This is a genomic window from Puniceibacterium sediminis (assembly GCF_900188035.1).
GTDB classification, from domain to species: domain Bacteria; phylum Pseudomonadota; class Alphaproteobacteria; order Rhodobacterales; family Rhodobacteraceae; genus Puniceibacterium; species Puniceibacterium sediminis.
On sequence record NZ_FZNN01000012.1, the window covers coordinates 59,744 to 84,430 of the forward strand.

The following is a 24,687-nucleotide window of genomic DNA, read 5'->3' on the forward strand; positions in this document are numbered from 1 at the left end:
AAAGCCGACGTTGGACGGGAAGGATCAAACCGATTTCATACCAGATCGGCCAATGCAGATGTGGATCGGTATCCCCGAGATGCCTGAATAATTGCCTAACGCGCGCGACTGCGCCATCCGCCGCGGCGGCGCGGTGCGGCCATGCCGGTCAGGCCCTCGTGCAGCACGGTTGTCATCGGGTGGCTGTCGGTCCCGTTGTCCGCCGCCGCGTGCCGTTCGATCAGGGCGCGGATCATCGTCGAGGTATCGGCATCCACCGGCACCGCAAGTGCCCAGTCCAGAAAGATCGACCGGCATTCCCCGTAGGTGATGCCGTCGATCCGATAGGCTTCGTTTATCAGACCCTTGGGGTCGGTCGCGTCGCCCTTGATCATTCCGCCTCTCCTGCCTGTGGCAATGCGGCGTCGAGTATTTCCGCAGCCTGCAGGGTACGCGCCTGCAGCGTCTCGGCAAGAGCCTTCATGCTGTCTAGACCCGTGACACGCTGCAGAAAGGCACATCCGCCAAGGCCAAGCTTGTCCGGGTCCAGCTGTGCATCGCTGATCAGACGCGCGCCGACCTGCAGGCCCCAGCACAGCGCGTGCGTCTGGGCGAGATGCTCTGCCTCTGTGGGGATCAGCCAACCCTGTATGACGGCGGCGGAAAGTCCCTCACTTAATCCCATCGAACCCGCGCACGACAGAAGGGCCCCGGCCTGCGCCGCCAATTCGATATCCTGCATCCGGCCGCGCCCCAGCTTTGGGTCCCAGAATGCACCCGGCCCCTTGGCCCCGGCAATCCGCGCCCGCATCACCGCCACATCGCCCAGTACCGTTTTCTGATCACGCGGGGCCGCCAGCAATTCGGCCCGGAAGGCCGTGACGTCGTCAACCAGATCCCTAGGGCCCGCCACGACACGGGCGCGGGTCAGGGCCAGATGCTCCCAGTTCCAGGCATCTTCGGTCTGATAGGCGCGAAAGGCGACCAGACTGGTCGCCACCGGCCCCTGATTGCCCGAAGGACGCAGGCGCATATCGACCTCGTAAAGTTTGCCCTGCGCCATCGGGGCGGTCAGCGCGGTGATCAGCGCCTGGGTGAGACGGGCGTAATAAACCCGGACTTGCAGGGGTTTGGCGCCTTCGGACATCTCTGCCCCGTCGGGATCATAGATCACGATCACGTCCAGATCCGACCGGGGGTGGAGCCGCCCGGCACCAAGCGATCCCATGCCCAGAACGATCGCACCACGCCCCGGGGGCGCGCCGTGCTTCAGCGCAAATTCCGCCTGCACCACCGGCCAGAGAGTCGCCAGCGTTGCCTCGGCCAGATCGGCGTATTGAACGCTCGCCTCATCTGCATCTGTCAGTCCGCGCAGCAGGTGGACGCCCACGCGGAAATGCCATTCGTTCTTCCACCGCCGCGCCGCATCCAGCTTGCGTTCGTAATCCGCCTCTCGGGCCAGTTTGGCAGTCAGCTCATCGGTCAGGGCCTTTTTCCCCGGCCAATCCGAGAAGAATCCGCCGCCGATGACCGCATCAAAAACGCGCGCGTTCCGCGACAGGTGACGGGCCAGATCCGGTGAGGTTCCGGTGATGTCGACCAGCAGGTCGATCAGTTGATGATTTGCCTCGAACAGGGAAAAAAGCTGCACGCCGGCAGGCAGCCCGGCCAGAAAGCCGTCAAAGGCCAGCAGCGCCTCTTCGGGTCTGGCGGTGCTTTCCAGACGGCTGAGGATTTCCGGGCGCAGCCGTTTGAAAATTTCGACTGCCCGGGCAGAGCGCAGCGCCGGATAGCGCGGCCAGCGCGCGATGATCGGGCTGTTTTCAAGGGGGGTCGGTTCCGGTGCGGGGCTTGAATCGCTTGCGAAAAACCCTTCGGTCAACTCATGCACGGCATTCAGCCGTTCGGTCAGGTCGCGCCGCCAGACGGTTTCGTCCACGTCCATGAGACAGGCCAGCCGGGCAAAGCCTTCGCGCTGGTCAGGCAGATCGTGGGTCTGCTGGTCGTTGATCATCTGCAACCGGTGTTCGACCTCGCGGTGGCTGCGATAATGGTCGGTCAGCGCGTCGGCCACATCCGCGGGGATCCAGCCCTTTTTCGCCAGGACGCCAAGCCCTGCAACCGTGCCGCGCACCCGCAGTTCGGGATCGCGCCCGCCGGCGATGATCTGCCGGGTCTGGGTGAAAAATTCAATCTCGCGGATGCCACCGCGGCCCAGCTTCATGTTGTGCCCCGGCAGGGTGATCGCCCCGCCAAGCCCCTTATGTTCGCGGATGCGCAGGCGCATGTCGTGAGCATCCTGAATGGCCGCAAAGTCCAGATGACGACGCCAGACAAAGGGGCGCAGGTCGGACAGGAACCTGTCGCCCGCAGCAATGTCACCGGCGCAGGGGCGCGCCTTGATATAGGCGGCGCGTTCCCAGGTACGCCCGAGGCTTTCATAGTACCGCTCTGCGGCCTCCAGACCCATGCAGACCGGGGTTACGCTGGGATCGGGGCGCAGGCGCAGATCGGTGCGAAAGACATAGCCTTCGCCGGTCAGATCGCCCAGCGTCGCAGCCATGCGGCGGGTGGCGCGGATGAAACCGGCGCGGGCCTCGTGGAAATCGTCGGCGCTGTAGCGGGATTCATCGAACAGGCAGATCAGGTCGATATCCGAGGAATAATTGAGCTCTCCGGCGCCCATCTTGCCCATGGCCAGCACCACCATGCCGCCTGCCGTATCCAGCTGATCCTCACCCAGCCCCGGCAGCTTGCCACGCCGGACCTCTTGCATCAGCGCAGCCCGCAGGGCGCGCGCACAGGCCAGATCGGCAAGGTCGCTGAGCGTGCCGGTGACGGTTTCCAGCGGCCAGACGCCGCCCAGATCCGCGAGTGCGGTCAGCAGTGCAATCCGGCGTTTGGCCTGCCGCAGATCGTTCGCCACCTGATCCAGCGCGCCGTTGCGCAGGTCGGAAAAGAGCGTCTTTACAGCAGCTTCGGGATCGTCCAGCGCGGCCTCAAGCCAGGTGCCTTCCTTTTCGATCAACCCGCGCAGGAACGGGCTGCACCCGGCGGTTCCGGCAATCACATCCGCAACGGGACCTTTGGCCCAAGGGAGCGCTGCGCGCACGTCCTGGGCCGCGTCGGCGGCAAAGGGGCGGGGTGAGCGGGTGATGCGGCTGGCAAAGGTCATGGGGGTAGATGGCCATGACTGGCCCCCAAGCGCAATGGTCTGCCGTCTTGTCCGCCACGGCTGGCTGGCCTAGCGTCCCGCTGACACTGCCAAGAACAGAAAGACAAGCCGATGAGCAAGAGCCTGACCCGTGTCCGAAACGCCCTGATCGCCGCCGGGATTGAACCCGATATTCGCGAGGTCGGACAGGCCCGCACCGCGCAGGAAGCGGCGGATTCGGTGGGTTGCGCGCTGGATCAGATCGCCAAGTCGATCATCTTTCGGGGCGAGGAGTCCGGCGAGGCGCTGCTGTTTCTGACCGCGGGCGGCAATCAGGTGAATGCGGCCAAGGCTTCGGCCATCGCGGGCGAGGCGTTGGGCAAGGCGGACGCGGCGCTGATTCGCTCGCAGACCGGTTTTGCCATTGGCGGTGTGGCACCCGTCGGGCACCTGAGCCCGATCCGCGCCTGGCTGGATCCGCGATTGCACGAATTTGACGTGATCTGGGCCGCTGCGGGCACGCCACGGCATGTGTTTGCGCTGGACCCGGGAACGCTATTGTCGCTGACCGGGGCCCTTGAGGGTGATTTTACGGATTAGCTTTGTGATGGTAAGATGGGATGCGCCCCAGTTTACCAATCAGAATTGAAGCCCGATTATGTCAGTGTTGAGACAGAAGCCGCGCAGAATGGGCCGGCGTGGACCTCTCATTTTCTGCAGGTAATACCCCAAAAACCCCTAATTTCACCCCACACAGACCGCCAAATTCGAAAAATGTAAAAAACCTTCACATCGCCCCTTGAAGACTGCGCCCTGCGTCCCGATCTATTCGATGTGAAAGACATTCACATTAAAACGCAACGCAGACAACGGAGACCAACATGACATCTGCAACTTATACCGCCACGCTTCCCGCCAACGCCGGTTGGTTTTCGCGCGCTGAAGCCTGGCTTGACCGAAAGGGCAAAGGCGCCTGGATCGCCGCAATGGTCCTCGGCTTCGTCTTCTTCTGGCCGGTTGGCCTCGCCCTTCTCTTCTATATGATCTGGAGCAAGAAAATGTTCAGCACCTCCTGCCGTAAATCCTTCAAGTCCAGCGGTTTCAGCACCATGAAATCCAGCGGCAATTCGGCCTTTGACGCCTACAAGGCCGACACCCTGCGTCGCCTGCAAGAAGAGCAGGCAAACTTTGAAGACTTCCTTAAGCGTCTGCGCGACGCCAAGGACAAGGCCGAGTTCGACCAGTTCATGGACGACCGCGCCTCGAAGGCCCGCACGACAAACGCGCCTGCCGAGGCCTGAAGCCAACCATAACGACAGCATGGCCCCCGTTCGGGGCCGTGCGCCATTTCAGAGGGGACAACATGTACAGCCAAGCCTCATATCTTCCTGATCCGGTGCAGAACCGGGAGTTTTATGCCGACGTGCCGGTGAAACGCGCGATTGCCTGGATCATCGACGTGATCGTCGTTGCGGCGCTTGTGGTGCCTGCGGTGGTGTTCACCGCCTTTATCGGCCTGTTCTTTCTGGTGCCGCTTTATCTGGTGCTGAGCTTTGCCTACCGCACGATCACCATCGCCAACGGATCGGCCACCTGGGGCATGCGCCTGATGGCGATCGAATTGCGTGACGCGCTGGGTCAGCGCCTGAACCTGGGTCAGGCCTTTCTGCACACGCTGGGGTATAGTCTGTCGCTTTCCTTTATGCCGGTGCAGCTGATTTCGGCCGTTTGCATGTGCGCGACGGAACGTGGTCAGGGCGTGACGGACATGGCTTTGGGCACGGTAATGATCAACCGGCGCAGCTAAGTCGGGCATCTAAGACCTCGGCGGGGCTTGGCTCTGCCCGGTTCTGTTGCTAAGTTTTTACAAAATATTTGCCGGGACGTTAAATTCTCATGCGCCACTCGCTGCCTCTTGCGCCGCAATTCTATGTGACCGCGCCTCAGCCCTGCCCGTATCTTGCGGGTCGGATGGAGAGGAAATTGTTCACTGCACTACAGGGCGATCAGGCCGAAAAGCTGAACGACAGTCTGTCCAAGCAGGGATTTCGGCGGTCGCAGAATGTGCTGTACCGGCCGTCCTGTTCGGATTGCTCGGCCTGCCTTTCGGCGCGGATCAACGTTGCCGAATTCGCGCCAAGCAAAAGCCAGCGCCGCACGATCAGCCGCAACGCCCATCTGAAACGCCACGCTGCCAGCCCCTGGGCGACCGAGGATCAGTACAGCCTGTTCCGCCGCTACCTTGACCACCGCCACGCGGATGGTGGCATGGCGGATATGGATGTGTTTGAATTTGCCGCGATGATCGAGGAGACGCCGATCCGCAGCCGTGTCGTCGAATATGCCGATGAGGCGGGCAAGCTGACGGCGGTCTGCCTGACGGATGTTCTCGATGACGGGCTGTCGATGGTCTATTCCTTCTTTGAACCGGACCTGCCGAAACAAAGCCTAGGGTCCTGGATGATTCTGGACCACGTGAACATCGCCCGCGAAACCAAGCTGCCCTATGTCTATCTGGGCTATTGGGTGCCCGGGTCGCCGAAGATGGGGTACAAGGCCACGTTTTCGGGGCTTGAGGTCTACCGTCACGGTCGCTGGCAGAAGATGAAGGGGCTCGAAGAGTACGCAGAGGACACGCATCCCCTGTCGACCGATCCGATTGCCGAACAGGTGGCGAATATATCCCTGCCGGATTCGCGGGGATAAGGCCTGCGTCTGGGCCCCCTACCCCAGCAATTGCCCGACCACCGGCAGCAGTTCGTCGAAATGGCCGATCAGGGCCTCGGGCTCCAGCGCCACCATTTCCGCAGCCCCCAGCGGGCCGAATGTCACCAGCACGCAGGGCACACCGGCGGCGGCGGCAGTCTTGCGGTCGGTGACGGTGTCGCCGATCAGGCAGCTTTGGCCCACGGCCCCGCCTGCGCCTGTCACGGCGGCAACATAGGGCGCGGGGTCGGGTTTGCGCACTGGCAGGGTATCGGCCCCGATCATTGAGCCGAACAGATCGCGCACCCCAAGACAGCGCAGCAGGATTTCGGCCAGTCCCGCAGGTTTGTTGGTGCAGACGCCGGTGCGATAGCCGTTATCCAGCAGCGCCTGCACGGCTGTTACCGCGCCGGGATACAGCACTGTATGCACGTCGATCGCATCTTCGTAGGCGCGCAGCAGTTCGGGATACCAGCGGTCGACCACAGCGTCGTCCATCCGGCCGATCCGCGTGAGGCCAAGGGTCAGCATCGCACGCCCGCCGCGCAGGGCCGTCCCCGCATCGGTCGCCGGATCGAGCACCGCGCCCGCCCCCATCGCATCAAAACAAAAGTTGGCCGCCGCGATCAGATCGCCGCTTGTGTCGGCCAATGTGCCGTCGAGGTCAAAGATCACCGTGCGCATATCGCTCCTGTCCGGGCCGTGGCCCTGTCATAACCCGCAATCCAACGTGATCCAGTGTCACCTTGCCCTGCGCCACAGGACCGATAAAACGGGGGCGCACAAATAACAAAGAGAAATGCCATGAGCATCGCACTGATCATCCTGGCCGCAGGCAAGGGCACACGGATGGAATCGGACCTGCCCAAGGTCCTTCACAAGATCGCCGGTGCGCCAATGCTGGTGCATGCGATGCAATCCGGCATCGCGCTGACGCCAGAACGGATCATCGTCGTGGCCGGCCACGGCGCGGATCTGGTGCAGGCCGCAGCCCAGGAGTACGACGCCGAGGCCGAGGTGGTGATCCAGTCCGAACAGCTGGGCACCGCCCATGCCGTAGCGCAGGCCAAGGCGGCGCTGGAGGATTTTGACGGCGATGCGCTGGTTCTATATGGCGACACGCCGTTCATCAGCCACGACACGCTTGAGGCGATGGCCGTCGCGCGCGCGCATCACGACGTGGTCGTTCTGGGGTTCGAGGCAGTTGATCCTGCCCGTTACGGCCGTCTGGTCATGCAGGGCGAGACGCTGGAACGGATTGTCGAGTTCAAGGACGCCTCGGAAGAAGAGCGGATGATCACCCTGTGCAATTCCGGCGTGATCTCGGCGGATGCGAAAACCCTTTTCGATCTGATCGACGCGGTGGGCAACGACAACGCCGGCGAGGAATATTACCTGACCGACATCATCGGCATCGCCCGCGCGCGCGGGTTGTCGGCCACCGCCGTCACCTGTGACGAATCCGAAACGCTGGGCATCAATTCCCGGGCCGATCTGGCCCGCGCCGAGGCATCGTTCCAGATACGCGCCCGCGCCACGCTGCTTGAGGATGGCGTGACGATGCAGGCCCCCGACACGGTGTTCCTGTCCTATGACACGGTGATCGGACGCGATGCCGAGATCGAGCCGAACGTGATCTTTGGCCCCGGTGCCACCATCGAATCCGGCGCGCGTATTCGGGCCTTCTCGCATCTTGAGGGCTGTCATGTGTCGCGCGGGTCGGTGGTTGGCCCCTTTGCCCGTCTGCGCCCCGGCGCGGAACTGGCCGAGGATGTGCATGTCGGCAACTTTGTCGAGGTGAAGAACGCCATGCTGGCCGAAGGGGTGAAGGCGAACCACCTGAGCTATATCGGCGATGCCGACATCGGCGAGCGGACCAATATCGGTGCCGGCACCATCACCTGCAATTATGACGGCGTGTTCAAGCACCGCACCACCATCGGCGCGGATGCCTTTATCGGGTCCAACACCATGCTGGTGGCCCCGGTCACCGTGGGCAATGGCGCGCTGACCGGCAGCGGTTCGGTCATCACCAAGAACGTTCCAGATGGCGCGCTGGCGCTGGGTCGTGCACCGCAGGTGACGAAAGAAGGCCATGGGCGTAAGCTGTTTGAAATGCTCAAGGCGCGCAAAGCGAAACTGACAAAGGGGACCAACTGATGTGCGGTATTGTAGGGGTCCTTGGGACCCATGAAGTGGCCCCGATCCTGATCGAGGCGCTGAAACGGCTGGAATATCGTGGCTATGACAGCGCCGGTATCGCCACGGTGAACGACGGCGTGCTGGATCGTCGCCGCGCGGTTGGCAAGCTGGTGAACCTGTCCGATCTGCTGGTGCATGACCCGCTGGCGGGCAAATCCGGGATCGGCCACACCCGCTGGGCCACCCATGGCGCCCCGACCACCAAGAACGCCCACCCGCACCAGTCCGGCCCGGTCGCCGTGGTGCACAACGGCATCATCGAGAATTTCCGCGAGTTGCGCGCCGAACTGGCAGCCCTTGGGATGACACCGGTCAGCGAAACCGACACCGAAACCATCGCCATGCTGACGCAGCATTACATGTCACAGGGGCTGGGCCCGATCGAGGCGGCGAACGAGACCATTGACCGGCTGAAAGGCGCCTTTGCGCTGGTGTTCCTGTTTCAGGGCGAGGGTGATCTGATGATTGCCGCGCGCAAGGGATCGCCGCTGGCTGTGGGGCATGGGGATGGTGAGATGTATGTCGGGTCAGACGCCATTGCGCTGGCCACGCTGACCGACCGGATCACCTATCTTGAGGAAGGCGACCGTGCCTTTGTCACACGTACTTCGGTCGAGATCCGCGACAGTGAGGGACGGCTGGTCAACCGGGCGATCAAGCAGATCCACATGGATGCCGCCCGCGTCGACAAGGCCGGTTACAAGCATTTCATGGCCAAGGAGATCGCAGAACAGCCCACCGTTCTGGCCGATGCCCTGCGCGGATACCTTGACGGTGACACCATCAGCCTGCCGGGCGAACCGCTTGATTTCACCAAGATCGAACGGCTGACACTGGTCGCCTGCGGTACGGCATTCTACGCCTGCCTGACGGCCAAATACTGGTTTGAACAGCTGGCCGGGCTGCCGGTCGAGGTCGATGTCGCGTCCGAATTCCGCTACCGCGAGCCGCCGATCACCGCCCACACTGTCGCGCTGTTTGTCAGCCAGTCGGGCGAGACGGCGGATACGCTGGCGGCCCTGCGTTACTGCAAGGACAAGGCCGACAAGATCGTGTCGGTGGTCAATGTCGCCGAATCCTCGATCGCGCGGGAAAGCGATCTGGCCCTGCCGATCCATGCCGGGGTCGAGGTTGGCGTCGCATCGACCAAGGCGTTCACCTGCCAGCTGAACGTGCTGCTGTTGCTGGCGCTAAAGGCGGCTGTCGACCGGGGCCGGATGACGCCAGAGGCGCTGGCCGAAACGCTGGCGTCTCTGCGCGCGCTGCCGGGGGTTCTGAACGCTGCGATGGACCGCAGCGACGACATCAATCAGGCGGCCCGCCAGATTGCCGAGGCGCGCGATGTGCTGTTCCTGGGCCGGGGCCTGATGTATCCGCTCGCCCTTGAAGGGGCATTGAAGCTGAAGGAAATCAGCTACATCCATGCCGAAGCTTATGCGTCGGGTGAACTCAAGCACGGCCCCATCGCCCTGATCGACAAGTCGGTGCCGGTGGTGGTCATGGCACCGCGCGACGCGCTGTTCGACAAGACCGTGTCGAACATGCAAGAGGTGCTGGCACGCGGCGGCAAGGTGCTGCTGATCACCGACGCGGCGGGGGCTGCCGAGGCCGGTCAGGACGTCTGGAAAACGATCATCCTGCCCGAGGTGCCATCCATCCTGAGCCCGCTGCTATACGCCATCCCGGCCCAGCTGCTGGCCTATCACACGGCCATCGCAAAGGGCACGGATGTGGACCAGCCGCGCAATCTGGCAAAGTCCGTGACGGTCGAGTAGGAAGGCCCCATGGCCAAGCAATTCGACCGGATCAGCCCGGAACACCGCGCCTTTATCGAGGCGCAGCATATCTTTTTCACCGGCACCGCCGGGCCTTCGGGGCGTGTGAACGTCTCGCCCAAGGGGATGGAGTCGCTGCGCGTCACTGAGGATAATCGCATCCTGTGGCTGAACCTGACCGGGTCGGGCAATGAAACCGCGGGGCATCTGACGCAGGATCCGCGGATGACCTTGATGTGGTGTTCTTTCACCCGGCGACCGATGATCCTGCGCGCCTATGGCACGGCGCGCACCCTGCACCGGGATCACCCGGACTGGGCCGAAACGGTTGCCCTGTTTGGCGACCCGCTGGGCGCCCGGCAGATCTATGATCTGAGCGTCGAGATGGTGCAGAGCTCTTGCGGCTATTCCATCCCCTTCTTTGACCATGTCGGTGAACGCGACACGCTGAAGGTCTGGGCCGAGGACAAGGGCGAAGACGGCATCGAAACTTACTGGGATACGCGCAACCGCACCACCATCGACGGTGCCCCCACCGGCATAGAGGCGAACCTGAACAAATGACCATGGACGAGGCGCTCGACGCCCTGAAAGCCGCCGCCGAACCGGGCCGCGCAGAACAGATGGCCGCCTATCACAAGGTGGACCGTCCCTATCTGGGCGTGCCCAATCCGGCGATCAACACCATCGTTTCCGAGTGGCGTCAGGAGATGGACATCGACGCGCGGGTCGCCTTGGCGGCGGCGCTGTGGGAAACCGATGTGTTTGAGGCACGTCTGGCGGCGGCCAAGCTGCTGACACAGGCCCGGATGCGCCCCGACGAGGCCGCCTGGGATCTGATCCAGTCCTGGGTGCCCGATTTCGACAGCTGGGCGATCGCCGATCACGCCTGCATGGCCGGGCAACGGCGGCTGGTGGCTGACCCTGCGCGGCTTGATCAGGTGGAGCTTTGGACACAGAGCGACAATATCTGGACCCGCCGTGCCGCGCTGGTGGTGACCCTGCCCTGGACCAAGCAGAATTTCCCCACGGAACAGGAACTTGCGGCGCGCGAACGTATCCTTGGCTGGGCCGCCGGGTATCTGGATCGCAAGAACGGCATCATCCAGAAGGCCGTCGCCTGGTGGCTGCGCGATCTGTCGAAACACGCCCCGGACCGCACCCGTGCGTTCCTGGAGGAGCACGGCGGGCGGATGAAGGCCTATGCCGTGAAAGAGGCGCGTCGGCACCTTTCATAGGGCTGGCGGCTTCCGGATACGCCGCAACCGATGGGCGTCGGGGCGATCAGCCCCCGGCGTAGACCTTGATTGTGGGCAGATCCGTCAGCGGTGCCCCAATCAGGCGCATCGCGGACAGGGACAGACGGCTGCCGGCGGTGGCAGGCCCGTCGATAGGGATCAGGTCCACATTCGCCGATTTGCCGGTGCCGGGGAACACCACGCGCCCCTTGCCCGGTTCGCTGATCAGTGGTGTTTCCAGCCAGAAGCCGACCCGGGTCGGATCACCCAGTGACGCGACCGTGGTGCCAAGGGAGCGTTCCCCGGCGGGCTGCACGGATGCAGCGGCGGCGCGTTCCTGCGGGGTGGTCACGTCGAATTGCGCGGCGGTGCGGGCCCCTTCGGGGGCGCTGCGAAGCACGGGGCGTTGCACGGCAATCTCTTGCGCGGCCTGCTCGACCGGCGGGGTCACAGCCTTGGATTTCCAAGACAATCCGTCGGTGCATCCTGCAATCAGCGGCGGCAGGGTTATCAGGAGGATCCACTTAATATTCATTATCCACGACCTTAGTCTCATCATCAACATTCTGCACAATACTTGCTCATTGATCCGGGGAATACTAGGTTCACAGACATGACAGCCCCATTGATTGACCCGTTCCAGCGTCCCATCAGCTATCTGCGCGTATCTGTTACGGACCGCTGCGATTTCCGATGTGTCTACTGCATGTCCGAAAACATGACTTTTCTGCCTAAGAAAGAGCTTTTGACGCTCGAAGAGCTGGATCGCATGTGTTCGACCTTTGTGGATCTGGGGGTGCAAAAGCTGCGCATCACCGGCGGGGAACCGCTGGTCCGGCGGGACATCATGACGTTCTTTCGCGCAATGACCCGGCATCTGGAGTCGGGCGCATTGAAGGAGTTGACGCTGACCACCAACGGATCGCAGCTGGAACGTTTTGCCGATGATCTGTTTGCGGCCGGTGTGCGGCGGGTGAATATCTCGCTCGACACGTTGGACGAGCAGAAATTCGCCGATATCACCCGCTGGGGTCGCCTGCCGCAGGTGCTGCGCGGGATCGACGCGGCGCAAAAGGCAGGTCTGCGGGTCAAGATCAACACCGTCGCGCTGAAGGATTTCAACGAGGACGAACTGATCACGCTGGCCGAATGGTGCCACAGCCGTGACATGGATCTGACCTGGATCGAAGTGATGCCGATGGGCGACATCGGCAACGAGGATCGCCTTGGCCAGTATTGGAAATTGTCCGAGTTGCGTCAGACACTTGGACAGCATTACACCCTGACCGACCTGCCCGAAAATTCCGGCGGTCCGGCGCGCTATGTGCGGCTGGAAGAGACCGGCCAGAAGATCGGATTCATCACGCCGCTGACGCATAATTTCTGCGAAAGCTGCAACCGGGTGCGTCTGACCTGCACCGGCGAATTGTTCATGTGCCTGGGGCAGGAAGACAACGCCGATCTGCGGTCGGCCCTGCGCAATCATCCCGGCAGCAATGCCGCGCTGGAAGACGCCATTCGTGCGGCGATCCGGCTAAAGCCCAAGGGGCACGATTTCGACTATTCCCGCCAGTCGGTGGATGGCCGCGTGTCCCGCCACATGAGCCACACCGGCGGCTGATTAACCTTTCCTGAGACAGCGTGCGCGCAACGGCTGGGGTGTTTTGTGCCTCTGGCCGCTGTATGACCTGTTCAACCTACTGAATTTCATCGCTTTTTCCGGATATACCGCTGTATGGAAGGCGTATGGTTTTCGTATGGAAAGCGTATGGGTGCAGTATGGCATCGCGGGGTTCTGGCGGTCTGACCAAGTGTGTGGCCCCTCAGGTTAATGATCCGTGAGATAAGCGCGCAGAGGCCCTGCGGGGGTCGACATGCCCATGGGGAAAGCCGAAGCACGCCCCGCCCGGAATCAAGCCAAAGGCGCCGGGCAGCGCCTGCCCGTCCGGGCGGGCTGGCGCTTTGGTGACGTCAGGGCCTATATCAAGGCAACGACTGACCTTGCAGACATAAAGTTCGCCGCACGACCGATGCACACGCCATCCCACGGGCCGACGCTGCCCGGCTCACGTCACGCTATAGTCTCTGCGGACCGGCTTCATGGCTGGCTGATCTGTCCGCCACTGACCGGCGCGCCCACGCCTGTCGTACTGGGACAGGATGTCGGCAGCCCCCGCGCCACGCGCACGGCGAGATAGGCAAAGGCCTGCGCCTCGAGCATGTCGCCGTCGAGCCCGACGGATTCGACCGGCAGAACCTCGCACTCCAGACCGGCGGCGAGCAGTCCCATCATCACCGGATTGTGCCGCCCGCCCCCCGTCACCAGAAGCCGTGTGGGGGGCGTCGGGCAATGGGCCATACCGCGGATCACCGACCCGGTCGCCATGGCCGTCAGGGTCGCGGCGGCATCGGCGTCAGACAGGTCGCGCACCAGTTCCGGGATCTGCGGGAAATCATCGCGGTCGAGGGATTTTGGCGGCATCCGGTCGAAATATTGCGTCTCAAGGAAGCTGTCGAGGGCCGGTTGATCCACCTGCCCAGTGGCCGCCAGCGCGCCGTCGCGGTCACAGTCCTGCCCACGGCGGCGCGTCATCAGATCATTGATCGGGGCGTTGGCAGGGCCGGTGTCAAAGGCCAGCAGCGCGCCCGGGTCTTCGGGGCGGGCCTTTGACGGATCGATCCAGGTCAGGTTCCCGACCCCGCCGAGGTTCAGAAAGGCGAGAGGTGCGTCGGCCCCGATCCACTTGGCACAGGCGAAGTGAAAGAACGGCGCCAGTGGTGCGCCCTGCCCGCCCTGCGCCACGTCAAGGCTGCGGAAATCCCAGACGACCGGCACCCCCAGCGCCCGGGCCAAAGCCTGACCATCGCCCAGCTGATGGGTGCCGCGCCCGCCGGGATCATGGGCCAGGGTCTGACCGTGAAAACCGGCGATGGCCGCGCCGGGAAACTGCCCCAACGCCTGAACATGCGCCGATTGCACCACGCTCAACGCCTGCTCCAGCCCCGGCCCGGGCCAGCGGCCAAGGGCGGCGCGCAGCACCTCGCGTTCGCCATCGCTATAGGCGCGATAGCCCGAGGTGCCGAAATCGGTGATCACCTCTCCGTCGGTGCGCAGCAGCGCCGCATCCACCCCGTCCAGCGAGGTGCCCGACATCGCCCCCAACGCCCAGACCGCATCCTTGCCCAACATGCCTATGCCCTTTGTATTTTTGGCGCGCGTTTTGGTCCGAAAACCGGTTCCCACTTTTCGGAACGCGCTTGTTTGTCTTAACGCGCGTTTTGTCCCGAAAACCGGTTCCCACTTTTCGGAACGCGCTTGTTTGTCTTAACGCGCGTTTTGGTCCGAAAACCGGTTCCCACTTTTCGGAACGCGCTTTATAGCTACCGCCAATCTTAAAGGGGACCAACCATGACCTACCATCCCAAATCGGACTTCATGCGTGTCATGATGGAGCGCGGCTTTCTGGCTGACTGCACCGATTATCAGGGCCTTGACGAGGCGCTGATCCAAGGGGTGGTGCCGGGCTATATCGGCTTTGATGCGACGGCAAAGTCGCTGCATGTCGGATCGCTGATCCAGATCATGATGCTGCGCTGGTTGCAGAAAACCGGCCACCAGCCGATCACCCTGATGGGCGGCGGCACGACCAAGGTGGGCGATCCGTCGTTCCGTTCCGATGAACGCCCGCTGCTGACGCCCGAGCAGATCGCCGACAACATCGACGGCATCAAACAGGTCTTCGCCAAATATCTTGACTATGATCGCGCCGAAACCCCGGCGCTGATGCTGAACAATGCCGAATGGCTGGACCAGCTGAACTACCTTGATTTTCTGCGCGACATCGGGCGGCATTTTTCGATCAACCGGATGCTGAGCTTTGAATCGGTCAAGTCGCGGCTGGACCGCGAACAGTCGCTGTCGTTCCTTGAATTCAACTACATGATCCTGCAAGCCTATGATTTCCTTGAACTGAACCGCCGCTATGGCTGTCTGGTGCAGTTCGGAGGATCGGATCAGTGGGGCAATATCGTCAATGGTATCGACCTGACGCGCCGGGTGCTGGATCATCAGATCTTTGGACTGACCACGCCGCTGCTGACCACCAGCGACGGCAAGAAGATGGGCAAATCGGCGGATGGGGCGGTCTGGCTGAATGCCGATATGCGTAGTCCTTATGAATTCTGGCAGTTCTGGCGCAACACCACCGATGCGGATGTGGGCCGGTTCCTGAAGCTGTACACCGAACTGCCGGTCGAAGACTGTGACCGGCTGGGTGCGCTGCAGGGGTCCGAGATCAACGAGGCCAAGATCGTGCTGGCCAATGAGGTCACCACCCTGTGCCACGGGGCCGAAGCCGCGGCCGCCGCCGAGGCGACATCGCGCGAGGTGTTCGAACACGGCGGCACCGGCGACGATCTGCCGACGTTGGAGCTGAGCGCCGGTGAGTTGTCGGAGGGCATTTCCATCGTGCAGGTGCTGGTGCGCGCGGGTCTGGCAAAGTCGGGCAAGGAGGCCAAGCGCCTGATTTCCGAGAATGGCGCGCGGCTGGATGATGAGCCGCTGACCGACGCGGGGATGATGCTGGACGCCGGTGCCCTGAGCCAGCCGCTGAAGCTGAGCGCGGGCAAGAAGCGTCACGCGCTGGTCAAGCTGGCCGACTGACACGGGCGGGGGCGTTTGCGCGCCCCCTGCTCTTGTCAGATACGCGAAATTGGCCGCCAGTTCAGAACAGCAGCTGCACCAGCGCAATCACCACAAATGGCAATGACAGAACCGAGGCCAGCAGCAGCGCGGCCCCGAGGGTATAGCGTGGGCGGCGCGCGGACGGCCCTTTGGCGGTGGATTCGGTCATCCGGGCATTAACCGGTAAGAAACTTGTCACATGGTTAATGAGGTATGGATGATCTGCCCCTGCCCCTGCCGCAATCCCCGGAATTCGCCCGCACCTGCGCGGCGCTTGGCCTGCCGCACCGATGCCACGATGAGGACGCAGCCGTCTGGCAGATCCAGTCGCGCCGCCTGCCGGTGCTGGGACAGGTCGATCTGCTGTCGCGCGGGCCGGTGTGGCGCGATCCGTCGGATACAGCGGGTTGGCTGCGCGGTGTTGGTGCGATGCAGCGTGGGCGGCCGCTGATCCTGAATGCTGACGGGCTGTCGGGAACTGAGCTGCGCGCGGCCGGGTTCTGGCCGCTGGTCACGCCGGTGACGCTGGCGATGCTGCGCCTTGGGCCGGAAGCCGCGATGCGGGCCGCGCTGCGGCAGAAATGGCGCAACCGGCTGAACCGGGCGGAACAGGCTGGGCTGAAGCTGGATTGGAGCGAGCTGGCGGGGGATCGTGATCACTGGCTGTTGCAGGCCGAAGAGGCGTTGCAGAAACACCGCGGCTATCGCGGATGGCCGCCGACCCTGTTGCGGGCATTCGGGGCGGCGAATCCGGGCAAGGCGCGCATCGTCACCGCGCGGCGGAACGGGCATCCTGTGGCGGCGGCGCTGTTCCTGTGTCACGGCGCGATGGCGACCTATCAGATCGGCCAGAGCCTGCCCGAAGGGCGGCGACTGAATGCCATGAACCTCGTGCTGTGGGAAGGTATGCGCGACCTTGCGGCGCGCGGCCACAGCCTGCTCGACCTTGGAACGCTCAATGCTGACGATGCGCCGGGCCTTGCGCATTTCAAGCTGGGGACCGGGGCCGATGCGGTGGTTCAGGGCGGCACATGGCTGTATCACCGGGCGCTTGCGCCAGTGGCCCGCCGTCTGCCGAAGTTTTTCGCCGCCTGAGCCGGAGATTGCCGGGAGTTGCGGTTCATCTGCCCGTGAATATCAGCCATGTCGTGAAACTGAGCCGGGTGTCGACCAGTGTCAGGCGCGCATTCAACAGGTTCGGCGGAAAAGGCTGAACTGGAAGGACTGAGTTTTGCCCCATGGGGTTTGATGCAGATGGGGGCGATGCGCCACAAGTTCGAAGCCTTCGCCAAGCACTTCAGCAAGGTCTGTCGGACTGTATCGGGCCACCGGAAAACCACTGCATGTCTCCGGCCCGTCTGGCGCAAAGGTGGCAATGATCGCATGGCCGCCGTTGCCCAAGCCCCGCGCAAGGCTGTCCAGATAGGCCGCGCGCTCGGGTGCATCGACGAGGAAATGGAACACTGCCCTGTCGTGCCACAGATCGTACTGGCGATCAGGGGTCCAGGAGGTGATGTCCGCCGGGATCCATGTCACTGACTGACCGGGCTGTCCCAGCTGATCCCGGGCTGTATTCAGGGCGACCTGCGACAGATCGAGAACTGTCACGTCGCGAAGCCCCATGGAAAGCAAGGCTGCCGCAAGTCGGGACGTCCCGCCGCCGATATCGATGACGGAAGACGCCGCAGTGACGCCAGCCATCGCGATCAGCTCAAGCGAGAGCTTTGCCTCAGCCTGATGCCAACTCAACTGGGCCTCGGACTTCTGGTCATAGACGGTGTCCCAGTGTGTCTTTCTGTCGACTGTCATGTCTGTGCGCTCTCTCAGATCATCGTGACGCATGGAACCTGGGACAGGACCGCATGACGTCAGCGTAACGACAGTGTACCGCGTTCATATTCATAAAGTGAAATGTTTTCTGCATGCGCCACTTGCACCGCTTGCGTGCCTCATTTTGCCGTTTTTGGTTCCGAAAAGGCACTATTGGCCGGTTTCGCCCAAAAACAGGCGACCAGCACAGTTTGGCGACATGGCGTAATCGTTGGGGGGGTCGTGTTCGACCAGAGGCCGCAAACGCGACGGGGGCAGCCCCCCATCGCGTCAGTATCATCCGCGCAGGCGTCAGTCGGTGACGCGCACTGCGGTCATGCGGTCGGGTGCGCCGATAACGGCGCCATTGGCACCGGTGCCGCGCTTGATTGCGTCGACCAAATCCATGCCCTCGGTCACTTCACCCACAACGGTGTACTGACCGTTGAGGAAATCGCCCGGGGCGAACATGATGAAGAACTGCGAATTGGCCGAATCCGGATTTTGCGAACGGGCCATGCCGATCACGCCCCGTGCAAAGGGGATATCCGAAAATTCCGCCGCGATGTCAGGCAGATCAGATCCGCCCATCCCGGCCATGCGGGCATCTTCGCCTTCCTTGCCGTACTGAACATCGCCAGTCTGGGCCATGAAGCCGTCGATCACGCGGTGAAAGGAGATGCCGTCATAGGCGCCCTGTTCGGCCAGCGTGGTGATCTGGGCGACGTGGTTGGGGGCGACATCCTCGAACAGATCGATGGTGATGGTGCCGTTCGCCTCGCCCGCGATGTCGATCTGAAGACCGGTGGCCAGCGCAGGGCTGGCAACCAGTGTCAGAGCCAGAGCGAGCTTATGCATCTGCATCTGCCGCCACCTTGACCGAAATCATGCGGTCGGGGTTCACGGGCGGTTCGCCCTTGGCGATGGCATCAACGTGTTCCATGCCCGAAATCACGCGGCCATAGACGGTGTACTGACCGTTGAGGAAGTTGTTGTCGCTGAAGTTGATGAAGAACTGCGAATTGGCGGAATTCGGGTTCTGGCTGCGCGCCGCACCAATGGTGCCACGGTCATGCGGCAGTTTGGAAAACTCGGCCGGCAGATCGGGGTGTTCGCTGCCGCCGGTGCCGGCTGCGCGCAGGTTGAAATCATTTTCCATGTTGCCGTTGGCCACATCGCCGGTCTGGGCCATGAAGCCCGGGATCACGCGGTGAAAGCAGACGTTGTCATAGGCACCGGCGCGGGCGAGGGTTTTCATCCGCTCGACGTGCTTGGGGGCGACGTCGGGCAGCAGTTCGATTGTGACGGTGCCGTCCTTCAGTTCCAGAAGGATGGTGTTTTCGGGGTCTTTGATATCGGCCATGTCATACTCCGTTGATTTGAACTTGGCCCACTAGGTAATGCGCGCGCCGCCGAATGCCAAGGTGGTGGATTGACCTCTCGGGCGGGGTCCGTCAAACCTGCGACCGAGAAATTTAGGAGGGTATCATGGCCTGGAAGACACTGGATCAGATGGAATTGAACGGCAAACGCGTGCTGGTGCGGGTCGATATCAACGTTCCGATGAAAGACGGGCAGGTCACCGATGCCACCCGGATTGAACGGATTGCCCCGACGATTGCGGATATTCTGGCCCATGGCGGGATGCCGGTGCTGCTGGCGCATTACGGTCGTCCCAAGGGACAGGTCGTCCCCGAAATGAGCCTGCAACAGCTGGTACCGGCGCTGGAAAGCGTATTGGGCGTGCCTGTTGTCTTTGTCGCCGATTGCGTGGGTCCTGCGGCCGAGGCGGCGGCGGGTGCCTTGCAGCCCGGTCAGGTGCTGCTGCTGGAAAACACGCGTTTCCATGCGGGCGAGGAAAAGAACGATCCAGATCTGGCCGCCGGCATGGCGACGCTGGGCGACATCTATTGCAACGACGCGTTTTCGGCGGCGCACCGGGCGCATGCCTCGACCGAGGCGCTGGCGCGGCTGCTGCCGTCCTGCGCGGGCCGTCTGATGCAGGCCGAGCTGAGCGCGCTGGAAAAGGCGCTGGGGAATCCGCAGCGCCCGGTTCTGGCGGTTGTGGGCGGTGCGAAGGTGTCGACCAAGCTGGAACTGCTGAGCAACCTTGTGGAAAAGGTCGACATTCTGGTGATCGGCGGCGGGATGGCGAATACCTTTCTTGCGGCGATGGGGCTGGATGTGGGCAAGTCGCTGTGTGAACACGACATGACCGACACCGCGAAAGAGATTGCCGACAAGGCGGTCAAATCCGGCTGCGAGATCCTGCTGCCGCGTGATGTGGTGGTGGCCTGGGAGTTCAAGGCAGGGGCCGAGAACAAGGTGGTCAAGGCCGAGGAATGCCCGGCGGATGCGATGATTCTGGATGCGGGTCCGGATTCGGTGTTCCATGTGGGTCAGGCGCTGGAACGTGCCAAGACGCTGATCTGGAACGGGCCGCTGGGGGCGTTCGAAATCGCGCCCTTCGATGCGGCGACCAATGCGGCTGCGGCCCATGCGGCCAAACTGTCGCGTGAAGGCAAGCTGGTGTCGGTTGCCGGTGGCGGTGACACGGTCGCGGCGCTGAACAAGGCGGATGCGGCCAAGGATTTCACCTATATCTCGACCGCCGGGGGTGCCTTCCTTGAGTGGATGGAGGGCAAGACCCTGCCGGGTGTTGCGGCCCTAAGCTAAGACCTGCGGGAATTCCCCTGCGGGGGGATTCCCACAGCGGCCCGGTTATGCCATACTGCGCGGGCGCGCCCGTCAGAGGCGCATCCGTGAGGCACGTTCATGAGCATTCTTCGTACCCCCCCGGCGCTTGGCGCGCTGGTGTTCTTTGCGATCACCTTCAGCCTTGGGGCCTATTTCACCTTTGCCGCCGTTCAGGGCGACTTTGGCGTGTTCCGGCGTGCCGAGATCACCGTGGAATCGCAGCATCTGGCCGAAGAATTGCGCGAGGTGCAGGCCGAAGTGGCGCGGATGGAGAACCTGACCACGCGACTGTCTGACGACTACCTCGACCTTGATCTGCTGGATCAGCAGGCGCGGGATGTGCTGGGCCTGATGCGCGCGGACGAGATTACCGTTCGCTAGATCGGTCGCGGCGTCAGTCGGCATCCTCGATCGAAATCTGCGGGCGTTCCCCGCCAAGGCCGGCAAAGGCCAGCTGGCGGCAGGAAAAGACGATGATCTGCTGGTCTGCCGCGACGCGGTTCAGGGCGGTGAACATCTTTACGATGCGGTCGTCGTCGGAATAGACCAGCGCATCATCCAGGATGATCGGCAGATGCTGGCCGCGCCGCGCGAACAGCCGGGCAAAGGCCAGCCGGGTCAAAATCGCGATCTGTTCCTGTGTGCCGCCCGAGAGGGTGTCAAAGGCCTCGACCTCGCCCCCCCGGCGCAGGGCACCGGGCATCAGGCTGTCGCTTTCCCAATCCAGTCCCGCGTCGTCGTGCAGGATGCGCAGCAGCGGGCGAAGTTCGGCCTGAACCGGTTCGAAATACGCCTCGCGCGCGCCGTCGCGGGCAGTTTCCAGCGCATCGCGCAGGCGGGTCAGGCCCGCGACTTCGGCCTCATACCTTGCGGCGGTGGCGCGGGCGGTTTCCAGCGCCTCTTTCACCTCGTCACGGCGTTCCTCGATCCCCTCATCGGCGCGGGTGTCGATGCGGGCCGACAGGTCAGCGCGACGTTCGGCCAGTTGCGCGCGGCGTTTGCGGGCGCCGTCAAAGGCGGCTTCGGCGCGTTTGAGATTGGCAAGGGCGGTGGCGGCGTCGGGGGCGTCTGTTTGCAGGGCGATGAGCGCGTCCGTGAGGGTCTGAACTGTGGACTGCGCCGCCGTGGCTGTCGCGGCCAGAGCCGTGGCGCGGTCTGTGCGGGTTTCCATCGGACCGGCCTGTGCGTCGGCGCGGTCCCTGTCGCTGCGCGCAGAGGTCAGCGATGCCTCGGCGGAGGCAAGGGTTTCGCGGGCGGTGGCGACCTTTTCGCTGCACTGGGTCAGGCGGGTGCGGGCCGTGGATTCGGTGGTCTGGGCGATGTCGAGTTCGGGCTGGATCGCGTCGCCCATGCGCGGGGGCGTTTCGGGGGCGGCGTCCAGAACGCCACGCGCGCGGGCCAGCGCCTGTTCCAGCGCATCGGTGCCCTGTGGTGCCAGCGTACGCAGCATTTCGTCGGCAAGATGCGCGGCGTTTTCATCGGTTTGACGCGTCTGGGCGTTTTGACGTGCCTCTGCCAGCGTCTGCGCGGCGCAAGCGTTCAGGGCGGTGGTTTCGGCAATGAGAGCCGCAGCCAGCGCGGTTTGGGCGTTTTCCCCGGTGCCGTCCGATGGCAGGTCGAACCTGAGCGATCCGATCCCCGGCATGGTGATTTCGGTGCCGTCTTGCAGGGGAATGGCCGTGTCGCCCGGCAGTGGTTCCCCGGCGATGGTCAGCTGCTGTGTGCCGCTGTAGCGGATCGTCACATGGGCGGCGCGGGCGGCGGCGGCGTGGCCTAGCTGGGCGGCTGTGGCCACGGCGGTTTCTGCCGCTGTGAGGTTTGCCGCTGTGGCGGGGTTGTCGGCGATGCGGGCCTGCGCCTGTGCCCGGGCGGTGGTGTGGGCGCGGGCCTGTTTCAGGGTCTGTTCGAGCCGGGCGATGTCATCCCGGGCGCGCTGTGCCCCGGCCGCGCGGTCGGCCAGTGCCAGCTCATCGCGCAGGTTCTTGGTGATGCCTTCGGCGGTGGTCAGCGCGGCGCGGGCCTGGGTTTCGGCCTCGCGTGCCTTGGTCAGTTGCGTGGCGGCGGCGGTGCGGCGGGTTTCTGCATCGGTGAGGGTCTGGGTTGCCGCCTTCGCCGCAGTCATGGCCTGTGTCAGGGTCGCGCTTGCGCGTGTCGCCTCGGTCAGTTGCAGGGTCGCGATGTCGCGTTCGCGTTGGGCGGCTGTCACCTTTTGCGCGTGGCTTTCGGCGGCCTGTGCGGCGGCGCGGGCGGTTGATACGTCGCGATCACGGCGGGCCTGTTCGGCGGGGTCGTCAAGGCGGCGAAGTTCATCCTCGGCCGCGCGGCGTTCGTTCAGCGCCCCGTCAAGTTCGGCGCACTGGCGTTCCAGCAGGTCGAGTTCGGTTTGCAGATCGCGGGCGGTATCGACCGCCTCTTTCCACGGGCCACGCGGGGCGAGGGTTTTTCCGGTGGCGATCTGGCCGAGATCGTCAAGGCAGCGGCGCAGGATACGGTCCATCGTGCGCCCGCCGGTGACCTGATCAATCTCGCCCGCGACGGAACTGAGCAGATCGCGGCGCACCTCGGTCAGGCGGTCGCGTTCGGTGGGTTTGGCATCGGCGGGTTCAAGGCCGACAACCCCCTGCCGGACCCAGAGCAGCCCGGTCGGCCCGTGATCGGCGGGGCCGATGTGGCGGGTCAGCCAATCTTCGGCCTCACCATCCCGGGCGATCACGGTGCCGTGGGACAGGTCGGTGACGCTGGCACCCTTTTGGGTCAGAAAGCGTTTTTCGATAGTATAGCGCGCGCCGTCCACGTCGATATCGGCGCTGATGCGCACGGCACCGCCGGCGTGGGGGCGCAGCGACTGGATGCCCTTTCCGGTGGCTGTGTGCTTTTCAAAGAACACGGCGTGCAGGGCGTCAAAGAAGGTGGATTTGCCGAATTCGTTGGCCTCGGAGACCACGGTGATGCCGTCGCCGATGTCGCGGATGGTGACGCGTTTGCCGCCGAATTTGCGCACGTTGTGCAGGGTAAGGGCGCGGATCTTCATTTCAGCTCCTGCGCATAGGAATAAAGCCGACGCAGCGCCATTGCGGCGGCGGGGTCGGTGTCGGCGGCTTTGGCCAGTGCTTCGGCGGCGTCGCGCACCGCGCCACGGTCGTCGATCTGCGACAGGTCGGTGAGGTCGTGGGTCACGGCAAGGGCGGTGAGGTCACTGTCGGCCCACAGGAAATCCGGGGTCACGTCAGTGATGGCCTGCACAAGGGCTGCATTGGCGGCCAGCCCTGTGTGGCCCGTGGGGCGGATGTCGATCAGCGTGCGGTCCCGCCGGGCAAGGTCCGGCAGGGTGTCAGCGAGCCGCTGGGCGGCGTCGTCACCATCGAGCAGGTCGAGCATCGGGCGGTGCCATGCGATCTCGCCGGTTTCGACCTCCTGCACCACGGGGCGGGCACCCTGCCCCGCGACCGTAACCAGCAGCGCGCCGGCCGGGCGGTGCGGTTTGAAGCTGTCGGGTTCCGGGGTGCCGGAATACCATGTGTTGGGCGTGACTTCGATGCGCCCGTGCCAGTCGCCAAAGCCGAGATAGTCGAGCCCTGCGCGCGCCGCCCGGTCGGGGGCGATGACGCCGCTGCCGGTATCGGACAAGTTGTCCGCCCCGGCGAATTCGCGGATCGAGCCATGGGCGAGGCCGATGCGGATGGCCGTGCCGGTGTCCGCGCTGTCCATCCATTCTGACAGGTCGCGGCCCGGTGCCTTGGCGGTGCAGGGCGCGGGCAGCAGCATCGCAGCGTCGCCCATGGGCATCGGGACCGGTTCCAGCGCCAGTATCACGTTCTGCGGGCGTTCGCGGGCCAGCACGGCCCAGATTTCGGACGCCTTGAGGTGGTCGTGGTTGCCGGGCATCAGCACCCAGGTCAGATCCGGGGCGGCGGCCATGGCGTTCATCGCCTGACGCAGGGTGCTGCGCTGGGGCGTTTCGGCATCAAAGGTGTCGCCTGCCAGCAGGATATGGGTCGCGCCCCCTGCCCGCGCCGCATCGGCAAGCCGGGCGATACAGTCCTGCCGGGCCTGACGCAGGCGGTGGCGGACATCCTCGGGGAAGCGGCCAAAGGGTTTGCCAAGGTGCAGGTCAGAGGCGTGGAGAAAGCGGATCATGCGCCAGTCTTTCGGTCGGGTGGGATAGGCATTGCCGCAGTGGCGGCCCTGCGGGGGGGTGATTGGAATTGGCATCTTAGGGCGCGCGGCGGGTCGGCGGAAGGCCATTTTCCGACGCGCTGTCCGGGGGCGGTATACAGGATGCGGGCGGCGCCGCGATGCCAATCGGGACGGATCTGGATCTGTGCGGGTTTGCGGGGCCGAAGCCGGGTGTCGGTGTCGTTGTCGGTGGTCAGCAGGCCTGTGGGTTGCCACTGTTATCGTATCCGATAATTGACAGTATTGGATACGATGTTATGAGAGCGA

Annotated in this window: 24 protein-coding genes; 13 read left to right on the plus strand and 11 right to left on the minus strand. The window is 63.8% G+C overall.

Annotated features, from left to right (window positions below; translation table 11 throughout):
* Positions 1-95: 95 nt before the first annotated feature.
* Entirely contained in the window at positions 96-374 is a 279-nt protein-coding gene (locus CHB75_RS13470) for a hypothetical protein (protein ID WP_089271319.1), read from the minus strand.
* Positions 371-3,154: a bifunctional [glutamate--ammonia ligase]-adenylyl-L-tyrosine phosphorylase/[glutamate--ammonia-ligase] adenylyltransferase gene (locus CHB75_RS13475; RefSeq protein WP_089271321.1), complete on the minus strand. Its 2,784-nt coding sequence runs from the start codon at positions 3,152-3,154 to the stop codon at positions 371-373. Before CHB75_RS13475 ends, CHB75_RS13470 begins: the two co-directional genes overlap by 4 nt.
* 111 nt (positions 3,155-3,265) lie before the next feature.
* On the opposite strand from CHB75_RS13475, the gene CHB75_RS13480 reads away from it, so the two are divergent.
* The 4 genes from CHB75_RS13480 to CHB75_RS13495 all read left to right on the plus strand — a co-directional run bounded on the left by CHB75_RS13480 (position 3,266) and on the right by CHB75_RS13495 (position 5,839).
* A complete protein-coding gene (locus CHB75_RS13480) occupies positions 3,266-3,733 on the plus strand; it encodes a YbaK/EbsC family protein (protein WP_089271323.1) in 468 nt (155 codons plus the stop codon).
* Positions 3,734-4,014: 281 nt separating this feature from the next.
* Positions 4,015-4,434 (plus strand): DUF2852 domain-containing protein, encoded by a 420-nt coding sequence (locus tag CHB75_RS13485; protein ID WP_089271325.1) that lies wholly within the window; start codon positions 4,015-4,017, stop codon positions 4,432-4,434.
* Positions 4,435-4,496: 62 nt separating this feature from the next.
* The gene (locus tag CHB75_RS13490; protein WP_089271327.1) at positions 4,497-4,940 is read left to right on the plus strand and encodes an RDD family protein; all 444 of its coding nucleotides are present in this window, start codon (positions 4,497-4,499) and stop codon (positions 4,938-4,940) included.
* Positions 4,941-5,029: 89 nt separating this feature from the next.
* The gene (locus CHB75_RS13495; protein ID WP_089271329.1) at positions 5,030-5,839 is read left to right on the plus strand and encodes an arginyltransferase; all 810 of its coding nucleotides are present in this window, start codon (positions 5,030-5,032) and stop codon (positions 5,837-5,839) included.
* Positions 5,840-5,857: 18 nt separating this feature from the next.
* Here CHB75_RS13495 and CHB75_RS13500 read toward each other — a convergent pair whose 3' ends face one another.
* On the minus strand, positions 5,858-6,523 hold the full coding sequence (locus CHB75_RS13500; protein ID WP_089271331.1) for an HAD family hydrolase: 666 nt from the start codon (positions 6,521-6,523) through the stop codon (positions 5,858-5,860).
* A 120-nt stretch (positions 6,524-6,643) separates the two neighbouring features.
* On the opposite strand from CHB75_RS13500, the gene glmU reads away from it, so the two are divergent.
* From glmU to CHB75_RS13520, 4 genes are read left to right on the plus strand one after another with little or no spacing between them, the layout of a single operon-like run.
* On the plus strand, positions 6,644-7,999 hold the full coding sequence (glmU, locus tag CHB75_RS13505) for a bifunctional UDP-N-acetylglucosamine diphosphorylase/glucosamine-1-phosphate N-acetyltransferase GlmU (RefSeq protein ID WP_089271333.1): 1,356 nt from the start codon (positions 6,644-6,646) through the stop codon (positions 7,997-7,999).
* Positions 7,999-9,816, plus strand: coding sequence for a glutamine--fructose-6-phosphate transaminase (isomerizing) (gene glmS / locus CHB75_RS13510; protein ID WP_089271335.1), 1,818 nt, complete (start codon positions 7,999-8,001; stop codon positions 9,814-9,816). The genes glmU and glmS overlap by 1 nt, the downstream gene beginning before the upstream one ends.
* Before the next feature lie 9 nt (positions 9,817-9,825).
* On the plus strand, positions 9,826-10,380 hold the full coding sequence (locus CHB75_RS13515) for a pyridoxamine 5'-phosphate oxidase family protein (protein ID WP_089271337.1): 555 nt from the start codon (positions 9,826-9,828) through the stop codon (positions 10,378-10,380).
* Positions 10,377-11,054: a DNA alkylation repair protein gene (locus CHB75_RS13520; RefSeq protein WP_089271339.1), complete on the plus strand. Its 678-nt coding sequence runs from the start codon at positions 10,377-10,379 to the stop codon at positions 11,052-11,054. The genes CHB75_RS13515 and CHB75_RS13520 overlap by 4 nt, the downstream gene beginning before the upstream one ends.
* A gap of 46 nt (positions 11,055-11,100) precedes the next feature.
* On the opposite strand, the gene CHB75_RS13525 is transcribed toward CHB75_RS13520, so the two are convergent.
* Positions 11,101-11,589, minus strand: coding sequence for a hypothetical protein (locus tag CHB75_RS13525; protein WP_245840969.1), 489 nt, complete (start codon positions 11,587-11,589; stop codon positions 11,101-11,103).
* Between the two features lie 78 nt (positions 11,590-11,667).
* On the opposite strand from CHB75_RS13525, the gene moaA reads away from it, so the two are divergent.
* Positions 11,668-12,675 carry a GTP 3',8-cyclase MoaA gene (gene moaA, locus CHB75_RS13530; RefSeq protein ID WP_089271341.1) on the plus strand — a complete coding sequence of 336 codons (1,008 nt, stop codon included), beginning with the start codon at positions 11,668-11,670 and terminating at the stop codon, positions 12,673-12,675.
* Between the two features lie 477 nt (positions 12,676-13,152).
* On the opposite strand, the gene CHB75_RS13535 is transcribed toward moaA, so the two are convergent.
* Entirely contained in the window at positions 13,153-14,244 is a 1,092-nt protein-coding gene (locus CHB75_RS13535) for an anhydro-N-acetylmuramic acid kinase (RefSeq protein ID WP_089271343.1), read from the minus strand.
* 219 nt (positions 14,245-14,463) lie between these two features.
* On the opposite strand from CHB75_RS13535, the gene tyrS reads away from it, so the two are divergent.
* On the plus strand, positions 14,464-15,717 hold the full coding sequence (gene tyrS / locus CHB75_RS13540; RefSeq protein WP_089271345.1) for a tyrosine--tRNA ligase: 1,254 nt from the start codon (positions 14,464-14,466) through the stop codon (positions 15,715-15,717).
* 61 nt (positions 15,718-15,778) lie between these two features.
* On the opposite strand, the gene CHB75_RS22375 is transcribed toward tyrS, so the two are convergent.
* Positions 15,779-15,907 carry a hypothetical protein gene (locus CHB75_RS22375; RefSeq protein WP_281253219.1) on the minus strand — a complete coding sequence of 43 codons (129 nt, stop codon included), beginning with the start codon at positions 15,905-15,907 and terminating at the stop codon, positions 15,779-15,781.
* 44 nt (positions 15,908-15,951) lie between these two features.
* On the opposite strand from CHB75_RS22375, the gene CHB75_RS13545 reads away from it, so the two are divergent.
* Complete coding sequence (locus CHB75_RS13545) at positions 15,952-16,833, plus strand: GNAT family N-acetyltransferase (RefSeq protein ID WP_089271347.1); 882 nt, start codon at positions 15,952-15,954, stop codon at positions 16,831-16,833.
* A gap of 93 nt (positions 16,834-16,926) precedes the next feature.
* Here CHB75_RS13545 and CHB75_RS13550 read toward each other — a convergent pair whose 3' ends face one another.
* From CHB75_RS13550 to CHB75_RS13560, 3 genes are all read right to left on the minus strand, one after another.
* Positions 16,927-17,547 carry a class I SAM-dependent methyltransferase gene (locus tag CHB75_RS13550; RefSeq protein ID WP_089271349.1) on the minus strand — a complete coding sequence of 207 codons (621 nt, stop codon included), beginning with the start codon at positions 17,545-17,547 and terminating at the stop codon, positions 16,927-16,929.
* Between the two features lie 312 nt (positions 17,548-17,859).
* Positions 17,860-18,405, minus strand: a complete 546-nt coding sequence (locus CHB75_RS13555) for a peptidylprolyl isomerase (RefSeq protein ID WP_089271503.1) — start codon at positions 18,403-18,405, stop codon at positions 17,860-17,862.
* Positions 18,398-18,910 (minus strand): peptidylprolyl isomerase, encoded by a 513-nt coding sequence (locus CHB75_RS13560; RefSeq protein WP_089271351.1) that lies wholly within the window; start codon positions 18,908-18,910, stop codon positions 18,398-18,400. Before CHB75_RS13560 ends, CHB75_RS13555 begins: the two co-directional genes overlap by 8 nt.
* A gap of 125 nt (positions 18,911-19,035) precedes the next feature.
* Here CHB75_RS13560 and CHB75_RS13565 point away from each other — a divergent pair, with 125 nt between their 5' ends.
* Together CHB75_RS13565 and CHB75_RS13570 are read left to right on the plus strand one after the other, a co-directional pair.
* A complete protein-coding gene (locus tag CHB75_RS13565) occupies positions 19,036-20,223 on the plus strand; it encodes a phosphoglycerate kinase (RefSeq protein ID WP_089271353.1) in 1,188 nt (395 codons plus the stop codon).
* A gap of 99 nt (positions 20,224-20,322) precedes the next feature.
* A complete protein-coding gene (locus tag CHB75_RS13570) occupies positions 20,323-20,625 on the plus strand; it encodes an FtsB family cell division protein (protein ID WP_089271355.1) in 303 nt (100 codons plus the stop codon).
* A gap of 13 nt (positions 20,626-20,638) precedes the next feature.
* Here CHB75_RS13570 and CHB75_RS13575 read toward each other — a convergent pair whose 3' ends face one another.
* Together CHB75_RS13575 and CHB75_RS13580 are read right to left on the minus strand one after the other, a co-directional pair.
* Positions 20,639-23,275 carry an AAA family ATPase gene (locus CHB75_RS13575; RefSeq protein ID WP_089271357.1) on the minus strand — a complete coding sequence of 879 codons (2,637 nt, stop codon included), beginning with the start codon at positions 23,273-23,275 and terminating at the stop codon, positions 20,639-20,641.
* Positions 23,272-24,381, minus strand: a complete 1,110-nt coding sequence (locus CHB75_RS13580) for a metallophosphoesterase family protein (protein WP_089271359.1) — start codon at positions 24,379-24,381, stop codon at positions 23,272-23,274. Before CHB75_RS13580 ends, CHB75_RS13575 begins: the two co-directional genes overlap by 4 nt.
* Positions 24,382-24,687: the final 306 nt, after the last annotated feature.

Bases quoted from the DNA above. Each gene is read 5' to 3' on its own strand.
- CHB75_RS13470 (WP_089271319.1), bottom strand. From the start codon at position 374: ATGATCAAGGGCGACGCGACCGACCCCAAGGGTCTGATAAACGAAGCC.
- CHB75_RS13475 (WP_089271321.1), bottom strand. From the start codon at position 3,154: ATGACCTTTGCCAGCCGCATCACCCGCTCACCCCGCCCCTTTGCCGCC.
- CHB75_RS13480 (WP_089271323.1), top strand. From the start codon at position 3,266: ATGAGCAAGAGCCTGACCCGTGTCCGAAACGCCCTGATCGCCGCCGGG.
- CHB75_RS13485 (WP_089271325.1), top strand. From the start codon at position 4,015: ATGACATCTGCAACTTATACCGCCACGCTTCCCGCCAACGCCGGTTGG.
- CHB75_RS13490 (WP_089271327.1), top strand. From the start codon at position 4,497: ATGTACAGCCAAGCCTCATATCTTCCTGATCCGGTGCAGAACCGGGAG.
- CHB75_RS13495 (WP_089271329.1), top strand. From the start codon at position 5,030: ATGCGCCACTCGCTGCCTCTTGCGCCGCAATTCTATGTGACCGCGCCT.
- CHB75_RS13500 (WP_089271331.1), bottom strand. From the start codon at position 6,523: ATGCGCACGGTGATCTTTGACCTCGACGGCACATTGGCCGACACAAGC.
- glmU (WP_089271333.1), top strand. From the start codon at position 6,644: ATGAGCATCGCACTGATCATCCTGGCCGCAGGCAAGGGCACACGGATG.
- glmS (WP_089271335.1), top strand. From the start codon at position 7,999: ATGTGCGGTATTGTAGGGGTCCTTGGGACCCATGAAGTGGCCCCGATC.
- CHB75_RS13515 (WP_089271337.1), top strand. From the start codon at position 9,826: ATGGCCAAGCAATTCGACCGGATCAGCCCGGAACACCGCGCCTTTATC.
- CHB75_RS13520 (WP_089271339.1), top strand. From the start codon at position 10,377: ATGACCATGGACGAGGCGCTCGACGCCCTGAAAGCCGCCGCCGAACCG.
- CHB75_RS13525 (WP_245840969.1), bottom strand. From the start codon at position 11,589: ATGAATATTAAGTGGATCCTCCTGATAACCCTGCCGCCGCTGATTGCA.
- moaA (WP_089271341.1), top strand. From the start codon at position 11,668: ATGACAGCCCCATTGATTGACCCGTTCCAGCGTCCCATCAGCTATCTG.
- CHB75_RS13535 (WP_089271343.1), bottom strand. From the start codon at position 14,244: ATGTTGGGCAAGGATGCGGTCTGGGCGTTGGGGGCGATGTCGGGCACC.
- tyrS (WP_089271345.1), top strand. From the start codon at position 14,464: ATGACCTACCATCCCAAATCGGACTTCATGCGTGTCATGATGGAGCGC.
- CHB75_RS22375 (WP_281253219.1), bottom strand. From the start codon at position 15,907: ATGACCGAATCCACCGCCAAAGGGCCGTCCGCGCGCCGCCCACGCTAT.
- CHB75_RS13545 (WP_089271347.1), top strand. From the start codon at position 15,952: ATGGATGATCTGCCCCTGCCCCTGCCGCAATCCCCGGAATTCGCCCGC.
- CHB75_RS13550 (WP_089271349.1), bottom strand. From the start codon at position 17,547: ATGACAGTCGACAGAAAGACACACTGGGACACCGTCTATGACCAGAAG.
- CHB75_RS13555 (WP_089271503.1), bottom strand. From the start codon at position 18,405: ATGCATAAGCTCGCTCTGGCTCTGACACTGGTTGCCAGCCCTGCGCTG.
- CHB75_RS13560 (WP_089271351.1), bottom strand. From the start codon at position 18,910: ATGGCCGATATCAAAGACCCCGAAAACACCATCCTTCTGGAACTGAAG.
- CHB75_RS13565 (WP_089271353.1), top strand. From the start codon at position 19,036: ATGGCCTGGAAGACACTGGATCAGATGGAATTGAACGGCAAACGCGTG.
- CHB75_RS13570 (WP_089271355.1), top strand. From the start codon at position 20,323: ATGAGCATTCTTCGTACCCCCCCGGCGCTTGGCGCGCTGGTGTTCTTT.
- CHB75_RS13575 (WP_089271357.1), bottom strand. From the start codon at position 23,275: ATGAAGATCCGCGCCCTTACCCTGCACAACGTGCGCAAATTCGGCGGC.
- CHB75_RS13580 (WP_089271359.1), bottom strand. From the start codon at position 24,381: ATGATCCGCTTTCTCCACGCCTCTGACCTGCACCTTGGCAAACCCTTT.